Here is a 16,794-nt window from a genome sequence, read left to right on the forward strand (position 1 = left end):
CCGAACAATCAGCGCAGCGCGGTGTCGTCCAGGTGGGCGGCGAGGTCACCCGGGGTGTCGAAGAGGGCGACGGCGCCGGCGTCCCGCAGCTCGTCGTCACCGAAGCCGCCGCTGCGCACGACCAGGGCCGGCATCCCGGCCTGTCGGGCGGCCTGCACGTCGAAGGGTGAGTCACCGATCATCACGCTGGGCGCGTCGGCGGGCTCCCCCAGCTTCTGCAGCGCGACCTGCAGCAGGTCCGGCGCCGGCTTGCTGGCCTCGACGTCGTCGCTGGTGGTCCAGTCCTCGGCGAGCTCGCGGGCGTCCAGCAGGTCCAGGTACGTCTCCACGTGCTGCGCCTTGCCCGAGCTGGCCAGTACCACCCGGTGGCCGCGCTCACGGAGCGCCACCAGCAGGTCACGCGCCCCGGGCAGCGGGCTCATCTCGTCGATCAGCCGGTCGACCTCGGTCACCCACTGCTCCCGCGCGGCGTCCCCGACCCGCCGCTCCAGGTCGTCCCCGCCCAGCGCCGTCACCAGCTGGTCACCGCCCATGCCGATCAGCCGGTGGATGCGCCACACCGGGAACGTCTCGCCCTGCGCCCGCAACGCGCGGTACCAGGCCAGCGCGTGCTGGTAGTTGGAGTCGACGAGCGTCCCGTCGACGTCGAGCACTGCGATCGTGGACCCGGCCATGGGCTGCTCCTGCCCACTCAGCGCCGGGCCAACCGGCTCGCTGCCGGTCAGGAGCCGGAGCAGGCCGCCGAGATCGCCGACAGCTGGTCCTGGTCGTCCTCGGCGACGGTGATGTCGCCACCGTCGTCGGTGGCCACGCCGTCCTCGGCCAGCGCGTCGAGGGTGTCCCCGTCCAGGCCGGCCTGGAGTGCCTGGTCGGCGAAGCAGTCCGCGATCGCGGCGGAGACGCCGTCGGCCTGCATCGCCGCCGAGATCTCCGACGCCGCGGGCGGCTCGGACGAGCAGCCCACCAGCAGCAGCCCGCCGGCGACGACGCCCACCAGGGTCCGCAACGCCGGGGTGCTCACCTGCCCGACGCTAGCCGACCCGGACCCCCGTGAGGCTCAGCCGTGCACCAGCACCCCGCGGATCGTCTCCCCGGCCGCCTGGTCCCGGTAGCCCTGCGCCAGCTGGTCCAGGGTGTAGCGCCGGGTGATCAGCGCGTCCAGCTCCAGCCGGCCCTCCTCGTGCAGCCGCAGCAGCGCCGGGATGTCCCGGAAAGGGTTGCAGGAGCCGAACAGCGCCCCCTGCACCCGGTGCTCGAACACCGTCAGCGGGTTGCCGAGCAGCGAGACGGTCACCTCGGTCGGCAGGTCGGCCAGGGCGGTCAGCACCAGCGTGCCGCCCTTGCCCAGGCAGCGCACCGCCCCACTGGTGGTCTCGACGTCGAGCGCGCCGGTGGCCAGCACCACCACGTCGGCGCCGGTGCCGCGGGACAGCTCCCGGGCCAGCCCCGCCGCGGTCCGGGCGTCCTCGGCGGTGTGGGTGGCGCCGAGCCGGGTCGCGAACTCCCGCTTGAACGCCACCGGGTCGACGGCGACGACGTGCTGCGCGCCGGCGTGCACCGCGCCCTGCACCGCGTTCACCCCCACCCCGCCCACCCCGACGACGACGACGGTGTCACCGGGCCGCACGCCCCCGGCGTACACCGCCGAGCCCCAGCCGGTCGGCACCGAGCAGCTGAGCAGCGCCGCGGTGTCCAGTGCGACCCACGGCTCGATGCGCACGCAGGAGAACTCGCTGACCAGCGTGTGCCGGGCGAAGGCGCCGACCATGCAGAACCCGCCGAGGGGCTCGCCGTCCAGCCGGAAGGGCCAGGTGCCGCCGGGCAGCTGGCCGGTCGCGATGGTGGCGCCCAGGTCGCACAGGTTGGACCGGCCGGTGGCGCACCAGCGGCAGTGCCCGCAGGCCGGCAGGAAGCTGGTGATCACGTGGTCGCCGGGCTGCAGGCGGCTCACCCCGGGCCCGACGGCGAGCACGGTGCCGGACCCCTCGTGGCCGCCGACGATCGGGTACCGCCCCCCGGCGTTGGCGTGCCGCAGGTGCTCGTCGGAGTGGCAGAGGCCGGCGAAGGCCATCTCCAGCAGCACCTCACCGGGGCCGGGGTCGCCGACCTCCAGCGTCACGAGCTCGTAGTCCTGCCCTGCGCCGCGCAGCACGGCCCCCTGGGTCTCCACCCCGGCGAGTCTGCCGGTCGCCCGGGTGCACCGTCAGCGGGGGCCCGGCGCATGCGGGAGGATCGGCCGGTGCCCGACGAGCCGCTCGCCCGCCTGCGCGCCCTCTGCACGGCACTGCCGGAGGTCACCGAGCGGCTCCACCACGGCGAACCGACCTGGAACGTCTCGACCGGAAGGTGTTCGTGAGCTACGCCGACCAGCACCACGACGACCGCACCGCCTGCTGGGCCGCCTGCACCCACGACGAGCGGGACGCCCGGTGAGCGGGCCCACCGAACCGATCACCGCTGCGTGCCCCGGGTGCGGCGCGGTGCTCGCCGAGGTCCCCGGCGCGACCGGCCCCCGGCACCCGGGCGCCTCGCGGGCCTGCACGGAGCTGTTCGCGGAGACCCTGCACGGCAGCCGGGAGGAGGCGCACACCGACGTGCGCGCGGCCGCCCTGGTCGAGTTGGCCGACGCCACCTACGCAGCCCAGCACGAGCGCGACCCCCGCCGGCTCACCGCGGCCCTGATCCGGCTGCGCGCGCACGTCCACGACGCGGACGACGCGCAGACCGCCACCGTCGTCGACCGGGCCGGTGACCTGCCCCCGGTGACCGCCGAACGGCCGGCCTCCTGGACGTCGACGCCCGCGGACATGGCCGCCGATCTCGACGTCGTCGACCTGTCCGCGCTGGTGCGCTCCTGGGCCGACGCGGTGTGGGCCGACTGGTCACCGGCCCACGACGAGGTGGCGGTGATCGTCGCGGGCAGCACCGCGAGCGCCTGACCGATCAGGCGCCGGCGGCGCTCTCCACGTGCACCTGCAGGGCGGTGCCGTCCCCGCTGAGCCAGCCCTTGCCGCGGGCGTGCTCCACCATGCCGTCGAAACGCTGCGACCAGTCCGCGCCGGTGGCCGACGGCTGCGCGGCCGCCCGCAGCGCCGCGACGTCCAGGAAGCCGGTCGTCGCGTCCTCCAGCCGGCCCAGGCCGGCGTCCCGCAGCAGGCCATCGGCCTCGCCGTCGGTGACCTCACCCAGCGCCAGGTGCAGCGCCCCCAGGTCGTCCACGTCCACGACCCGCACCTCGGGCACCTCGTCGGCGCCTCCCACGATCTCCACGATCACTGTGTTCTCCCAGGGTGACTTGAGCCCGAAGAAGTCAGGTGGGCGGCGGCTCAGACGTGCCAGGGGAAGCGGGAGAAGTCGGGGTCCCGCTTCTCCAGGAACGCGTCCCGGCCCTCCGCCGCCTCCTCGGCCGTGTAGGCCAGCCGGGTCGTCTCCCCGGCGAACAGCTGCTGGCCGACGAGGCCGTCGTCCAGCAGGTTGAACGAGTACTTGAGCATCCGCTGGGCAGTGGGGCTCTTGGCCACGATCCGCCGGCCCCAGTCCAGGGCGGTGGCCTCCAGCTCGGCGTGCGGCACCACCCGGTTGACCATGCCCATGCGGTGGGCGTCCTCGGCGGAGTACTCCTCGCCGAGGAAGAAGATCTCGCGGGCGAACTTCTGCCCCACCTGGCGGGCCAGGTAGGCCGAGCCGAACCCGCCGTCGAAGCTGCCGACGTCGGCGTCGGTCTGCTTGAACCGGCCCTGCTCGGCCGAGGCGATGGTCAGGTCGGCGACGACGTGCAGGCTGTGCCCACCGCCGGCCGCCCACCCGGGGACGACGCAGACGACGACCTTCGGCATGAACCGGATCAGCCGCTGCACCTCGAGCACGTGCAGCCGCCCCGACGAGCCGGCGGAGGCCTCGTAGCCGTACTTCCCGCGCACCCGCTGGTCACCGCCGGAGCAGAAGGCCCAGCCGCCGTCCTTGGGGCTGGGCCCGTTGCCGGTGAGCAGCACGCAGCCGACGTCGGTGGACAGCCGCGCGTGCTCGAAGGCCTGCAGCAGCTCGTCGACGGTCTGCGGCCGGAAGGCGTTGCGCACCTCGGGCCGGTCGAAGGCGATCCGGACCACGCCGGCGTCGACCGCGCGGTGGTAGGTGATGTCGGCGAAGTCGAAGCCGTCCACCTCGCGCCAGGCCGAGGGGTCGAAGGTCTCCGAGACGTCCGCGCGGGCACTCACACCGGCGAACCTATCCCGGCCCGCCGGGCACGGCACGCGCCGTCCCCGGCGGGAGCCGTGGCTCCCGCCGGGACCGCGGCTCACCTCTGGCGGGCGAAGGGCCCCCCGATGGCGAGGACGAGGCCGTCCTCCTGGATGACGAACAGCGTCGTGCGGTCCGGGGAGGAGGTCGGCCCGGCCCGCTCGGGACGACCGGCGGGACACACTGCTGGTCTCGGGCTCGTCCGTGGTGGTCATGCGTCCTCCGGGTCGGACGGATGGTGCTGGGCGCCCCACTCCCGGAGTGCAGGGTGGCGGCCCGGCCGACGCAGGACGAGCAGGTCCGTCCCGGCCGGCGATGCCGCCGGCCGGAACGCCGGCTCAGCGCCCGCGCAGGCCAGGCACGTCCAGCACGATCAGCTCGGTGTCGTCCGGGCGCCCGGCGATGCGACCGTCGTTGCCGGGGAAGTTGTTGTCGTTGGCGACCAGCACGCGGTTGCCCCCCAGCGGCAGCAGCGACTCCACCGACGTCAGCGGGAAGCTGAACTCCGGTCCGACGCCGAACTCGCCGGGCCGGGCGGGGCTGGACACACCGCCGGGGTCGGCGATGTCGAGCAGGTCGACCGCCACCCGGCGCGAGGCGTACCCGGCGGCGTCGGTGCAGTCCAGGTCGGCCACGACCAGCCGCTTCACCCGGGCCTCGGGCCCCTCGAAGTCGTCCCGCTCGATGAACAGCAGCCGCCGGCCACCGCCGAGCACCTGGGCGTCGCCCACGACGAGCTGCGGCTCGGCCAGTCGGATCGACCAGGTGCGGTCGGTGTAGGCGCTGGTGCGGGTGTCGAACTCGTAGACCACCCGGCGGCGCTGGTCGGGGTCGTCGGTGAGCGCCCCCTCCAGGATCGGGTACAGGTACCGGCCACCGGGTGCGGCGGCCATGGCCTCGAACCCGCGACTCGACCGCACGGTCGGCACCTCACCGGGGGCGAGGTCCGGCGAGGCCGGGGACTTCCGCCCGTCCGGCAGCGGCACCGGGGCCTGGAGCACCTTGCCGGTCGCGTCCAGATGCAGCAGGTACGGGCCGAACTCCTCGCCCACCCACAGGTCGCCGCGGCCGTCGCGCTGCAGGGACTCGATGTCGAAGTCGGCGCCGGTGAGCAGCCGGTCGGGCGTGTCCTCGTTGACGATCGGGAACGGCACGTGCCCGTCGGGGTCGCGCAGGGACAGGAACCCGTTGACCGTCACCTGACCGGTGCCCCTCCCGCCGGCCGTGCGCGGGTCGAGGCTGATGTCGTAGATGCGCAACAGGAAGTCCGCGGAGTTGCCCTTCGCGCCGTAGCCGTTGTCCGGCATGGCCAGCAGGTGCCGGCCGTCGGAGCGGCCGGCCTCGGCGGGCAGCACCGCGGAGAACCCGGGCACCGGCTGCCCCGGGTACGGCGGGGTGACCCCGTTGGCCGGGGTCGTCGCGGCGCCGGACGGCGGGCCCGGCTGGTAGGCGGTGGCGGAGAGCAGCGCGCGGGAGAGCAGCGTCGGCTCGGCGGCGCGGTGGGCCGAGGCCGGGGACACCGACGCGGTCAGGGTCAGGCCGACGGCAGCGGCGACGAGGACGCCGCGGGGACGGGTGCGCACAGGGAGCTCCTCGGACGGGGTGGGGTGACCCCCTGACACCAGTGCCCGCCGGTGACCGCCGGGTGAACGGCGCCGAGCACTGCGGCCAACGCACAGCGGCCGCTCAGCGGGCACCGGGGCGCGACCGGGCGGACCGGGGTGGCCCGCGGGGGTTAGCGTCGGGGGCGTGTCGACGACGGAGCTGCGCATCGGCACGGTCAACATCGCCTCCGGTCGCGGGCTGTCCGGCCCGTCGACCGGCGCCGACGGCCTGGCCGCCGCCGTGGCCGGCCTGGACGTCGAGGTGCTGGCGGTGCAGGAGGTCGACGTCCACCAGCCCCGCTCGCACGGGGTGGACCAGCCGGCCGTGCTGGGCGCGGCCCTGGGGACGGTCGACGGCCGGTTCGTGCCGACCGTCGCCGGGACGCCGGACCCGTTCCGCAGCTGGCTGGCCGCCGACTCACCCGGGCACCCGCTGGACGAAGCCCCGGCCGGCCCGCACTACGGCATCGCGCTGCTGAGCCGCCGTCCGGTGCGGGCGTGGCACGTGCTGCCGCTGGGGGCCGGGCGGGCGAAACTGCCGATCAAGGCGCCCGACCCGCGCACCGGGGTGCCCCGCTGGTGGTGGTTCCCCGACGAGCCGCGGGTCGCCGTGGCCGCCGAGCTGGACGGGCTCACCGTGGTCGCCACCCACCTCTCCTTCGCCCCGCACACCGCGCTGCGCCAGCTGCTGCGGCTGGGCCGCTGGGCGCGGTCGCTGCCGGGCCCGGTCGTCGTCGCCGGTGACCTGAACCTGGTCGGTCCGGTGCCGGGCGCCATGCTGGGCGCGCAGCGGCTGGTCACCGGGGGCAGCTACCCCGCGGACCGGCCGCGGGTGCAGTTCGACCACCTGCTCGGGCTCGGTGCGCTGACCGCGGAGCGGCCCGAGGCCCGGCAGCTGACCGTCGGGGACCACCGGCTGCTCGCCGCGACCGTGCGCCGCGGCTGACCGCCCTCAGGCCACCAGCGGCCAGAGGGCCGGCAGCGCGGCCGCGAGCCCGGGGTGCAGCGGCAGCGCGTCCAGCTCGGCGGCACCGAACCACCCCGCGCCGGAGCTCTCCGCGTCCAGGGTCAGGTCGGCGACCTCCAGCCGGGCCACCGGGACGGCGAGCACCGTGGTGTAGCGCCACCCGCCGTGGTCGTCGACGTACTCCCCACCGAGCACGAGGTCGCCCGGCCGCAGGCCGAGTTCCTCACCGGCCTCGCGCAGCGCGCCGTCCGCCGGCGACTCCTGCGGGTGCAGAGCGCCACCCGGGGTGCCCCAGGTGCCGCCGTGGTGCGACCAGCCGGCCCGGTGCTGCAGCAGCACCTGGACGCCGCCCGGCGCGGGGCGGTGCACGAGCAGCCCGGCCGCGCCGGCCAGGCCCCAGTGCCGGTGCCCGAGGTCGCAGGTCGTCCAGCCGTCGGTCGCCACGGAGGTCATCACCGACCAGTGTCCCCCGCCGGCGCCCACGGTGCCGGGGGGGCCGGTCACCGTGCGTCGCCGGGGCGCCGGCGTCCGGCACCCGGTCGGGCGTCACCCCCGCTTGGGCTCCAGTCCGGCCGGCAGGCCGCCGATGTACCCCGCAGAGCCCGGCGACCGGCCGGCACGTGGCGAGGAGAACACCGGTGACCATCCCCACCCCGCGGCAGCCCCTGGCCGACGCCGACCACCTGCTCGCCGCGCTCGGCCAGCAGGTCGAGCTGCTGGGCCTGGACGCCCCGCTCGCCCCGGCGGCGCTGCGCCCCCGCGTGCAGCGGGACGCCGGCGCGCTCGCCGAGCTGCTGCGCTCGCTCCCCCGCCAGCGGGGCCCGCTCGCCGCCGCCTGAACCACCCGGCGGCGAGCCTCGGCGACGGCCCGGCCGACCAGCACGCTGCGCCACACTTCCCTCACAGCCTGCCGTGCCCCATCATCGGGGCGGACCCGGTGCCCCGAGGACGGGAGAGCCGGTCCGCCAGGGGGGACCAACGGTGTTCGTGGGACCGGGGGACACAGCCCCCGGACACTGCCGGGCCGCCGACGCCGCCCGGCTGTCCGCCGTGCGCGCCACCGGGCTGGTCGGCGGCGACCCCGGGCCCGCCCTGTCCCGGCTGGTCGACACCGCCCGCACCGTGCTGCGCGCGCCCTACGCCTTCCTCACCGTCGTCGACGACGCGCACAGCCACTTCGTCGCCCAGTCCGGCACCTCGGCCGGGGCGGACACCGGGCTGCCGATCGCCGAGTCCTACTGCCGGTTCGTCGTGGACACCGGCGAGCCGCTCGTGCTCGGCGACGTCCGGCTGGACGAGCGCACCCGGGACAACCCCGCGGTGCACACCCGGGAGCTGGTGTCCTGGGCCGGGCACCCGGTGCACACCCCCGACGGGCATGTGCTGGGCACGCTCTGCGTCAGCGACACCACGCCCCGGGAGTGGACGGCGGCCGACCGGACCAACCTCGCCGTGCTGGCCGAGGGGGCGACGCGGGAGGTGGCCCTGCGCGCCGCCCTCGCCGCGGCCGACGAGGCGGTGCGCACGGCGCAGGCCTCCGCCGCCGTCGCCGAGCGCGCGGCGGCCGAGGCGCGGCGGGCGCAGGAGCGGCAGGCGCTGTTCGCCCGGATCGGCGAGCTGCTCACCGCCGGACTCGACCTGCCCGCGGTCTGGGAGGCCGTCGTCCGGCTGGCGGTGCCGGCGGTGGCCGACTACGCGTTCGTGCACGCCGTCGAGCGCGACGCGCTGGCCGGGCAGTTTCTGCTGCACCGCGACCCGGCGCGCCAGGCGGTGGCCGAGCGGCTGACCAACCTGCTGCCGCGCCGGCTCTCCGACCGCAGCGGGCCCGGTCTCGTCGCCCGCACCGGCGTCACCCAGGTGGTGCAGGTGATCGACCCGCACTCCCCCGACCTCAGCGCCGAGCAGCGCACCGCAGTGGTGCAGCTGCACTCGATCAGCAGCATCTCGGTGGCGCTGCGGGCCCGCGGGCAGGTCAGCGGCGTGCTCACCGTGGTGCGGGTGCAGGGCTCCACGCCCTACTCCGACGACGACGTGGTGCTGGTGGAGACGATCGCCGCCCGCGCCGCCCTCGCGCTGGACAACGCGCTGGCCTACCAGCAGGAACGTCGGGCGTCGCTGCGGCTGCAGCGGGCGCTGCTGCCCGAGCTGCTGCCACACCCGGAACAGCTGGACCTGGCCGCCCGGTACCGGCCGGCCGGGCGGCGGCAGGTGGTCGGCGGCGACTGGTACGACGCCTTCGTCGACGGCCGCAGCGCGACCACGCTGGTCATCGGGGACGTCGCCGGGCACGACATCGCCGCCGCGGCCGCGATGGGCCAGCTGCGGGCGATGATCCGGATGGCCGGCCACGACGGCCGGCTCAGCCCGGCCGAGGTGTTCACCGCCGTGGACGCCGCGACCGACGGGCTGGGCACCTCCGTGTTCGCCACCGCGCAGCTGGCACAGGTGCAGCGGGCCGGCCCGGCCGGCGACGTGACCCTGCGCTGGACGTCGGCGGGGCACCTGCCCCCGGTCGTGGTGGACGCCGACGGCCGCGCGCGGCTGCTGGACTCCGGCGCCGACCGGCCGCTGGGCCTCGCGCTGCCCGCGGACGCCGCCGGGCGCCGCCGGGACCGGCTCAGCGTGCTGCGGCCCGGGGAGACCCTGGTGCTCTACACCGACGGGCTGGTCGAGGGCCGGGGGCACGACCTCGACGCCGGCACCACCCAGCTGCTGCACGCCGCCGCCGGCACCCGCGGGCTGCCCGCCGACGACGTGTGCGGCGCCCTGCTGGAGTCCCTCGGCACGCCGGGCTCGGACGACATCGCACTGCTGGTGCTGCGCAACCCGGCCCGACCGGCAGGATGACCTCGTGAGCGATGCCCCCGCCGGCACCGTCCCGTTGCGCCGCCACCAGCTCGAGCCCGGGTCGACCGAGCGGTTCCTCACCTGGTTCGTCACCGACGTCCTGCCGCGCTGACGCCCCCGGCGGACAGCTAGCGTGCACCACGTCACATCCCCGACGGGAAGGCCGCCCGTGGACCTCGACAAGCTGGTCGCCATCGACGTGCACGTGCACGTGGAGGCCGACCAGCACGGCCACTTCTCCATGGACGACGAGCTGCTGACCGCGGCGTCGAAGTACTTCAAGGGCGACCCGTACCACCCGACGGTGCCGCAGATCGCCGAGGACTACCGGGCGAAGGACATGGCCGCGGTCGTGTTCACCGTCGACACCGAGGCCGCCACCGGCCAGCCGACGCTGTCCAGCGAGGAGATCGCCGACCTGGCCGCCGAGCACCCCGACGTGCTCATCCCGTTCGGCTCGGTCGACCCCGCCCGCGGGCGTTCCGGGGTGCGGCTGGCCCGCCGGCTGGTGGAGCAGCACGGCGTCCGGGGCTTCAAGTTCCACCCGTCGCTGCAGGACTTCCTGCCCAACGACCACCGGGTCTACCCGCTGTACGAGGAGATCCAGGCCCTCGGCGTCCCGGCGCTGTTCCACACCGGCCAGACCGGCATCGGCGCGGGCCTGCCCGGCGGGCGCGGCATCAAGCTGCGCTACTCCGACCCGATGCTGCTGGACGACGTCTGCGCCGACTTCCCCGACCTGACCGTGATCATGGCGCACCCGTCGGTGCCCTGGCAGGACTCGGCCATCTCCATCGCCACCCATAAGGCCAACGCCTACATCGACCTGTCCGGCTGGTCGCCGAAGTACTTCCCGCCCCAGCTGGTGCGCGCGGCGAACACCCTGCTCAAGGAGAAGGTGCTGTTCGGCTCGGACTACCCGCTGCTCACCCCGGAGCGGTGGATCCGCGACTTCGAGGCCCTGGAGATCAGGGACGAGGTACGGCCGCTGATCATGAAGCAGAACGCGATCCGCGCCCTCGGGCTGGACCGTGCGTGACGCCGGCATCGGGTCCTGGCCGGAGCGGCAGCGCCGGGTCCGCCCGGACGCGCCGGCGATCCGGTTCGAGGGCCGCACCACCACGCACGCCGGGTTCGCCGAGCGGGTGCGTGCCGCGGCCGCCGCGCTGGCCGGGCTCGGCGTCGGGCCGGGCGACCGGGTCGGCTGCGTGTCGGCGAACCACCCGGCGGTGCTCGAGTCGCTGCTGGCCTGCGCCCGGCTGGGCGCGGTCTGGGTGCCGGTCGACGGCCGGCTGACCGTCCCCGGGATCACCTACGTGCTCGCCGACGCGGGCGTCGTCGTGGTGCTGCACGGCCGCGAGCACGGGACCCGGCCGAGGTGGAGTCCGCGCTGCCGGAGCTGCCCGGCGTCCAGGCCGCCGCCGTCCTCGGCGTGCCGGACGAGCGGTGGGGCGAGGTCGGGCTGGCGGTCGTCGTCCCGGCGCCGGGGCCGTGCTGGACGCGGCCGCACTGCGCACCGCCCTGCGCGAGCGGCTGGCCGGGTTCAAGGTGCCCGCGCACTTCCGCTTCACTGACAGCCTGCCCACGACGGCGAGCGGCAAGATCCGTAAGCCGGAACTGCGTGAGCAGTTCACCCGTCCCCAGGAGGAGCGCACATGACCACCACCACCACGCTCGCCGAGCTACCCGCGCTGAAGGGCACCGAGCTGGGCCAGAGCGACTGGTTCGAGATCACCCAGGACCGGGTGAACACCTTCGCCGACGCCACCGACGACCACCAGTGGATCCACGTCGACGTCGAGCGCGCCACGGCCGAGAGCCCCTTCGGCGGGCCGATCGCGCACGGGTACCTGACCCTGTCGCTGCTCATCCCGATGTACGCGCAGGTGCTGACGGTCAGCGACGCGAAGATGGGCGTCAACTACGGGCTGAACAAGGTCCGCTTCCCCGCGCCGGTCCCGGTCGGCGCCAAGATCCGGCTCACCGCCACCCTCAAGGACGTCGAGGAGGTCGCCGGCGGCCTGCAGCTGACCATCGGCGCGGTCATCGAGGCCGAGGGCGCCGCCAAGCCGGTCTGCATCGCCGAGCCGGTCTTCCGCACCTACTAGGAGGACCCCTGCGCAGGGGCCGGCCGAGCACTCCAGCTACTGCCCCACCGGTTACCAGATCCGCCGAGTGGGCACCGGGTGCGTCATGGACGCGACCGCGACTCTCAAGAGGACCGTGCTCACCCTGGCCGCCGTCGGCCTGCTCGCGGGCTGCGGCGACAACACCGACGTCGGCCGGGGCGAGACCAACTGCGACTCCCAGCCCACCACCGCCGACAACGCGCACGACGCCTCGTGCAAGGAGACCGGCAGCAACGGCTGACCCCCTCCCTGACTTTTGCCCGAAAAAGTCAGGACGTGAGGCGGGGGATCCGGGGGGCGGGGGCTGGGGGGTTAGCGTCGGCGGCGTGGAGGCCTGGGACGTCGTCGTGGTCGGGGGCGGGCCGGCGGGGTCGGCGGCGGCACTGTCGGTGCTGCGGCACCGCCCCGGGGCCTCGGTGCTCGTGCTGGACCGGGCCGACTTCCCGCGGGACAAGGTGTGCGGTGACGGCATCGCCCCCGAGGCGCTCGACGTGCTCACCGGGCTCGGCGTGGACACCGCGCAGCTCGTCGCCGGGCACCCGCTGGTGCCCCGGCTGCGGCTGCGCTCCCCCGGCGGGACGACGGTCGAGCGGGCGATGCACCGGCCGGCGGCCGTGGTGCCCCGCGCGGTGTTCGACGGCCGGTTGCTGGCCGCCGCGCAGGCCGCCGGGGCAGAGCTGCGCCGGCACACCGTGCGGCGGCTCCAGGTCACCGACGACGGCGTCGAGGTCGACGGGCTGCTCACCGCGCGGGTGCTGATCGGGGCCGACGGCGCGGAGTCGGTGGTGCGGCGGGCGCTCGGCATGGCCGGCAACCGGCCGCACCAGCTGGCGGTGGCGCTGCGCGGCTACGCCCCCGAGCTGCCCGGCCAGGCCGGCGTGCAGGTGATCACCACCACCGACCAGCGCTGGCCGGCCTACGCCTGGTCGTTCCCGATCGGCAACGGGCGAGCCAACGTCGGCTACGGCGAGCTGGTGTCCTCCCGGGCCACCCGGGCGGAGCTGGTCGCCGGGCTGCACCGGCTGCTGCCGGGGGTGGCCCCGGAGGGTCTGCGGGCGCACCGGCTGCCGCTGTCCACCGGCCGCCCGCGGCAGCCCGACGGACCGGTGCTGCTGGCCGGTGACGCGCTGTCGCTGGTCAACCCGCTGACCGGCGAGGGCATCTTCTACGCGGTGACCTCCGGTGCGCTGGCCGGCGAGGCCGCCGTCGCAGGAGGGGTCCGGGGGCAGGGCGGGGGTGCGGGCGGGGTCCCGGGGCAGGGCGGCGGGGGTGCGGGTGCCCGGCACCGGCGGCTGCTGCGCCGCCGGCTCGGCACGCACCTGGTGCACAGCGGGGCGGCGTCCTGGGTGAGCCGGTGGCCGGCGGTGATGGACGGCGCCTTCCGCGCGGCCGCCCACGACCAGCGGGTGTTCGACGAGGTCGTGCACCTGGGGCTGGCAGACGGCCGGCTGACCGGCCGGTCACTGGCCGCTGCGGTGCGCCGGCTGCGGTGAGGCCCGCTCAGGGCGCGGCGACCGCGACCTGGTCGCGGCCACCCCGCTTGGCCGCGTACAGCGCGGCGTCCGCGGCGACGTAGAGCGCCTGCAGGTCGGCGGTGAGCGGCCGCGCGTGTGCGACGCCGATGCTGACCGACAGCGACAGCAGCCGCCCGTCGGCCAGGTGCAGCGGGTGGGCACGCACCGCGGTCACGAAGCCCTCGGCGCGGACCCGGGCGACCTCGGCGGAGCAGCCCGGCATCAGCACGGCCAGCTCGTCGCCACCCAGCCGGCCGATCACCGCGTCGGTGGCCCGCACCTGGGCCGACAGCAGTGCCGACAGGTGCACCAGGGCGTCGTCCCCGACCGGGTGCCCGTGCTCGTCGTTCACCGCCTTGAACCCGTCGACGTCGACCAGCACCAGCGCCGTGCCCGCCTTGTCGCTGACGGCGGTCAGCGCGCGGGTGGCCGCGTCGTCCAGCACGCGGCGGGTGACCAGGCCGGTGAGCGGGTCCCGGGCGGCCTGCTGCTGCAGGGCGGTGACCAGGGCCTCCTGCCGGTCCGCGGCCCGGGTCAGCAGCCCGGTCATCGCGACCAGCACCACCCCGACGAACACGATGTCCGGTACGGCGGTGGCCGGGGGGTCCAGGCCGAGCACGACCACCGCGTTGCCCAGCACCGCGACGAGGCAGACCAGCGAAGCCGCGGCCCCGCGCAGCTGCGAGGCCGCCCACAGGATGGGGAAGCACAGGAACACCTGGGCCGCGGCGGAGGTGTCCGCGGTGACCAGGTTGAGCATCAGGATGACGAGGACGGCACCCAGCGGCACGACCAGCCAGGCGCCCGTGGCGCCGAGCCGCTGCGGGGAGGTCCACCAGCAGGCGGCGGCACCGGCGAGCAGCAGCACGATGGAGGACAGCGACGCCGGGACGTCGACCAGCGCCCCCGCGGGCGGGCCGATGACCACGAACAGCATCAGCACACCGGCCGCGACCAGCATGAGGACGGCGGCGGACCGCGCGGCGAGCAGGGGGTCCCGGGGCCACCACCCCCGGCTGCGTTCCACGTCCTGGTTGTCGGCCCGGCAGCCGCTCGGCGTCAGCCGGACCGGCGCGCCCTCCCCCCGACGGGGTGGGTGCGATCGGCCGGTGGGGCATGATCGGTACCACGAGCTCTGGCCGGTCACCGTCGACGGGCATGCACGGCGCCTCGCGCGTGTTGTCCACCACGACGGACGCCGCGACGGCAGCCGCGCCCGGGGCGCGACGACATGCCCGTGACGTCCCCGCCCGTGGCCCCGGCCGCCGGGCACGCGCAGCCGCAGGCGACGGCCCCACGCGGGGCGGACCGCCAGCACCACCGCACAGCCGCACGCAGGCCCTCAGCCGACGGGCCCGGCGCTGACCACCGAAGGGCACCACCCCACACGTGAGCACACACCCCCAGGCAGGCGCACGGCGGCGCGAGCGCACCGCCGTGCGCGACGCCGCCTCCCGCACCGCCGACCGCACCGCCGCCTCCGCCGAGAAGCGGGCCCAGCAGATCTGGGTGGAGGGCGCCGCACCGATCCTGCCCAGCCGGGCGACCCGCCCCGAGCAGGTCGTCTTCCACCTCGGCCCGACCAACTCCGGCAAGACCTACGACTCGCTCCAGGCACTGGCCGCCGAGGGGTCCGGGGTGTACGCCGCGCCGCTGCGCCAGCTGGCCCACGAGGCCTACGAGCGGCTGTCGGCCGAGCTGCCGGCCGGCACCGTGGGGCTGTCCACCGGGGAGGAGGAGATCGACCCGATGGCGCCGATCGTCTGCTGCACCGTGGAGAAGGCGCCCATGCGCGGGGACCTGCTGGTGCTCGACGAGTCGCACTGGGTCGCCGACGCCGACCGCGGGCACCACTGGGCGCGGCTGCTGCTCACCGGCGAGTACCGGGAGATGCACCTGATCTCGGCCGCCGAGGCGCTGCTGCTGCTGCGGCCGCTGGTCGCCGACGCCAAGAAGACCACCATCGTCAACCACAAGCGGTTGAGCCGGCTGGACCTGCTCAAGCAGCCGGTGCGCCCGGACGCGGTGCGCCCGCAGACGCTGGTCGTCGCGTTCTCCCGCAAGGCGGTCTACGCCGTCGCCGCGGCGCTGGACCCGGCCCGGCCCGGCAAGGTGGGCGTGCTCTACGGGGCCCTGCCGCCGGCCACGCGCCGCGAGGTGATCGAGCGCTTCACCCGCGGCGAGCTCGAGGTGCTGGTCACCACCGACGTGATCGGCCACGGCATCAACGTGCCGGCCAGCGCGGTGCTGTTCGCCGAGACGACGAAGTTCGACGGCCAGCAGGTGCGCCCGCTGCGCACCTGGGAGGCCGCCCAGATCGCCGGCCGGGCCGGCCGCTACGGCCTCACCGGGCACGGCAGCGCCGGCGTGCTCACCGGGGTGTCCGGACTCAAGCCCGACCTGGGCCTGGTCGCGGCCGGCGCCGAGGTGGCCCGCGGCGATGCGATGAGCGACCTGCCGAAGCGGGCGCCGCGGCTGCGCCCGGAGCTGGACGACCTGGGCGCCTGGATGGCCGTCGACCTGCCCGAGGCGCTGACCCGCTGGATGGCCTGGGCCCGGGCGGCGACCAAGGACGAGGCGATGACCGCCGACGACGTCACCGACCTGGTCGCCCGCGTGCACGTGCTGTTGCCGCTGCTGCGCGGTCCGCTGGGCGCCGGCGCCGACCTGGAGACGGTGTGGCGGCTGGTCACGCTGCCGATCGACTACAACCCGCCGCGGCGCACCCGCTGGCTGGTGCTGGCCCGGGCGGCACTGAGCCACCTGGCCGGCCTGCCGGTCGAGGCCGAGACGGTGCTCGTGCCCTACCCGCTGCGCGGGACGGTGGAGGACTACGAGCAGGCGGCCGCCGCCGCCCGCGACGCCCAGACGCTGCTGCGCCAGTTCCCCGGCGTCGGCGGGCTGACCAGCGAGGACGCCGCCGAGGTCGAGGAGGCGTGCGCCGCGACCATCACCGAGCTGCTGCCCGAGGCGATCAGCGCGACGGCGTCCGGGCGGTGCACCGGCTGCGGGACGGCGGTCGCGCCGTGGTTCCCGACCTGCCGGGACTGCCGGGTGCCCACCGGCGGCGGCTCACGTCCGGACGGCCGCACCGGCCGGCCCGGCGGCGGACGCCCCGCGCGCTCCGGTGGCGAGCGCTCCACGACCGGCCGTGGGCGCAGCGAGGCCGGCCGTGGTGGGCGGCGGGCCACCGGTGGCGAGCCCGGCCGGGCAGCGACCGCGGACACCCCGCCGGCGGGCCGCCGACGCCGGCGCGGCCGCGGCTGAGCGGTTCCACCAGCCGCCAGAGGCCCCACTGCCCGCGGCAGCACGGCGCGCGGGCGGCGTCGGCTCCTGGGCGGGCGCGACGCGGGCTCACGCGGACCGTCGATCACGGTCCGGGCTGGGGCTGAGCTGAGCGGAGGGCGAGGGATTCGAACCCTCGAGGAGCTTTCACCCCTAGCGGTTTTCAAGACCGCCGCCATCGGCCACTAGGCGAGCCCTCCCGGCCGGGCCAG

At 75.9% G+C, this 16,794-nt stretch carries 18 protein-coding genes, 1 tRNA gene and 1 pseudogene; 11 read left to right on the plus strand and 9 right to left on the minus strand.

From position 1 onward, the window contains the following. Window positions 1-8: 8 nt before the first annotated feature. The 3 genes from G1H19_RS13955 to G1H19_RS13965 are packed head-to-tail and all read right to left on the minus strand — an operon-like array spanning window position 9 to window position 2,170. Window positions 9-674: an HAD family hydrolase gene (locus tag G1H19_RS13955; RefSeq protein ID WP_152729340.1), complete on the minus strand. Its 666-nt coding sequence runs from the start codon at window positions 672-674 to the stop codon at window positions 9-11. A 47-nt stretch (window positions 675-721) separates the two neighbouring features. Then, window positions 722-1,021 (minus strand): hypothetical protein, encoded by a 300-nt coding sequence (locus G1H19_RS13960; protein ID WP_152729338.1) that lies wholly within the window; start codon window positions 1,019-1,021, stop codon window positions 722-724. Between the two features lie 36 nt (window positions 1,022-1,057). Next, window positions 1,058-2,170, minus strand: a complete 1,113-nt coding sequence (locus G1H19_RS13965; RefSeq protein WP_162392892.1) for an NDMA-dependent alcohol dehydrogenase — start codon at window positions 2,168-2,170, stop codon at window positions 1,058-1,060. A 259-nt stretch (window positions 2,171-2,429) separates the two neighbouring features. On the opposite strand from G1H19_RS13965, the gene G1H19_RS13975 reads away from it, so the two are divergent. Further along, a complete protein-coding gene (locus G1H19_RS13975) occupies window positions 2,430-2,939 on the plus strand; it encodes a DUF5946 family protein (RefSeq protein WP_152729336.1) in 510 nt (169 codons plus the stop codon). A 4-nt stretch (window positions 2,940-2,943) separates the two neighbouring features. On the opposite strand, the gene G1H19_RS13980 is transcribed toward G1H19_RS13975, so the two are convergent. The 3 genes from G1H19_RS13980 to G1H19_RS13990 form a co-directional block, all read right to left on the minus strand. Further along, window positions 2,944-3,270, minus strand: a complete 327-nt coding sequence (locus G1H19_RS13980) for a hypothetical protein (protein ID WP_235928099.1) — start codon at window positions 3,268-3,270, stop codon at window positions 2,944-2,946. A gap of 56 nt (window positions 3,271-3,326) precedes the next feature. Next, on the minus strand, window positions 3,327-4,214 hold the full coding sequence (locus G1H19_RS13985) for a 1,4-dihydroxy-2-naphthoyl-CoA synthase (RefSeq protein ID WP_162392890.1): 888 nt from the start codon (window positions 4,212-4,214) through the stop codon (window positions 3,327-3,329). Between the two features lie 360 nt (window positions 4,215-4,574). Next, complete coding sequence (locus tag G1H19_RS13990) at window positions 4,575-5,819, minus strand: esterase-like activity of phytase family protein (RefSeq protein WP_202925892.1); 1,245 nt, start codon at window positions 5,817-5,819, stop codon at window positions 4,575-4,577. 166 nt (window positions 5,820-5,985) lie between these two features. Here G1H19_RS13990 and G1H19_RS13995 point away from each other — a divergent pair, with 166 nt between their 5' ends. Further along, the gene (locus tag G1H19_RS13995) at window positions 5,986-6,786 is read left to right on the plus strand and encodes an endonuclease/exonuclease/phosphatase family protein (RefSeq protein WP_235928098.1); all 801 of its coding nucleotides are present in this window, start codon (window positions 5,986-5,988) and stop codon (window positions 6,784-6,786) included. A gap of 6 nt (window positions 6,787-6,792) precedes the next feature. Here G1H19_RS13995 and G1H19_RS14000 read toward each other — a convergent pair whose 3' ends face one another. Next, a complete protein-coding gene (locus tag G1H19_RS14000; protein ID WP_152729330.1) occupies window positions 6,793-7,260 on the minus strand; it encodes an NUDIX domain-containing protein in 468 nt (155 codons plus the stop codon). A 185-nt stretch (window positions 7,261-7,445) separates the two neighbouring features. Here G1H19_RS14000 and G1H19_RS14005 point away from each other — a divergent pair, with 185 nt between their 5' ends. The 8 genes and pseudogenes from G1H19_RS14005 (at window position 7,446) to G1H19_RS14035 (ending at window position 13,276) form a co-directional block, all read left to right on the plus strand. Next, entirely contained in the window at window positions 7,446-7,646 is a 201-nt protein-coding gene (locus tag G1H19_RS14005) for a hypothetical protein (protein WP_152729328.1), read from the plus strand. A 142-nt stretch (window positions 7,647-7,788) separates the two neighbouring features. Next, on the plus strand, window positions 7,789-9,654 hold the full coding sequence (locus G1H19_RS14010) for a SpoIIE family protein phosphatase (RefSeq protein ID WP_152729326.1): 1,866 nt from the start codon (window positions 7,789-7,791) through the stop codon (window positions 9,652-9,654). Window positions 9,655-9,823: 169 nt separating this feature from the next. Further along, complete coding sequence (locus tag G1H19_RS14015; protein WP_162392889.1) at window positions 9,824-10,693, plus strand: amidohydrolase family protein; 870 nt, start codon at window positions 9,824-9,826, stop codon at window positions 10,691-10,693. Beyond that, window positions 10,686-11,003: pseudogene (locus tag G1H19_RS24580) on the plus strand (AMP-binding protein); the annotation flags it as partial. The gene G1H19_RS14015 and the pseudogene G1H19_RS24580, both read left to right, overlap by 8 nt. Before the next feature lie 97 nt (window positions 11,004-11,100). Continuing rightward, complete coding sequence (locus tag G1H19_RS24585; protein ID WP_235928097.1) at window positions 11,101-11,313, plus strand: AMP-binding enzyme; 213 nt, start codon at window positions 11,101-11,103, stop codon at window positions 11,311-11,313. Beyond that, window positions 11,310-11,762, plus strand: a complete 453-nt coding sequence (locus G1H19_RS14025; protein WP_152729324.1) for a MaoC family dehydratase — start codon at window positions 11,310-11,312, stop codon at window positions 11,760-11,762. Before G1H19_RS24585 ends, G1H19_RS14025 begins: the two co-directional genes overlap by 4 nt. Window positions 11,763-11,847: 85 nt before the next feature. Then, window positions 11,848-12,024, plus strand: coding sequence for a hypothetical protein (locus G1H19_RS23305; protein WP_162392887.1), 177 nt, complete (start codon window positions 11,848-11,850; stop codon window positions 12,022-12,024). Window positions 12,025-12,109: 85 nt separating this feature from the next. Beyond that, complete coding sequence (locus G1H19_RS14035) at window positions 12,110-13,276, plus strand: NAD(P)/FAD-dependent oxidoreductase (RefSeq protein ID WP_162392886.1); 1,167 nt, start codon at window positions 12,110-12,112, stop codon at window positions 13,274-13,276. A gap of 7 nt (window positions 13,277-13,283) precedes the next feature. Here the strand turns inward: G1H19_RS14035 and G1H19_RS14040 are convergent, their stop codons facing one another. Then, window positions 13,284-14,324 carry a GGDEF domain-containing protein gene (locus G1H19_RS14040; protein WP_235928096.1) on the minus strand — a complete coding sequence of 347 codons (1,041 nt, stop codon included), beginning with the start codon at window positions 14,322-14,324 and terminating at the stop codon, window positions 13,284-13,286. 362 nt (window positions 14,325-14,686) lie between these two features. Here G1H19_RS14040 and G1H19_RS14045 point away from each other — a divergent pair, with 362 nt between their 5' ends. Then, complete coding sequence (locus G1H19_RS14045; protein WP_162392885.1) at window positions 14,687-16,564, plus strand: helicase-related protein; 1,878 nt, start codon at window positions 14,687-14,689, stop codon at window positions 16,562-16,564. Between the two features lie 131 nt (window positions 16,565-16,695). Here the strand turns inward: G1H19_RS14045 and G1H19_RS14050 are convergent. Next, window positions 16,696-16,782: transfer RNA gene (locus G1H19_RS14050), tRNA-Ser, on the minus strand. Window positions 16,783-16,794: the final 12 nt, after the last annotated feature.

This window comes from Goekera deserti, assembly GCF_010685995.1.
GTDB classification, from domain to species: Bacteria; Actinomycetota; Actinomycetes; order Mycobacteriales; family Geodermatophilaceae; genus Goekera; species Goekera deserti.

Bases quoted from the DNA above. Each gene is read 5' to 3' on its own strand.
- G1H19_RS14025 (WP_152729324.1), top strand. From the start codon at position 11,310: ATGACCACCACCACCACGCTCGCCGAGCTACCCGCGCTGAAGGGCACC.
- G1H19_RS14000 (WP_152729330.1), bottom strand. From the start codon at position 7,260: ATGACCTCCGTGGCGACCGACGGCTGGACGACCTGCGACCTCGGGCAC.
- G1H19_RS13955 (WP_152729340.1), bottom strand. From the start codon at position 674: ATGGCCGGGTCCACGATCGCAGTGCTCGACGTCGACGGGACGCTCGTC.
- G1H19_RS23305 (WP_162392887.1), top strand. From the start codon at position 11,848: ATGGACGCGACCGCGACTCTCAAGAGGACCGTGCTCACCCTGGCCGCC.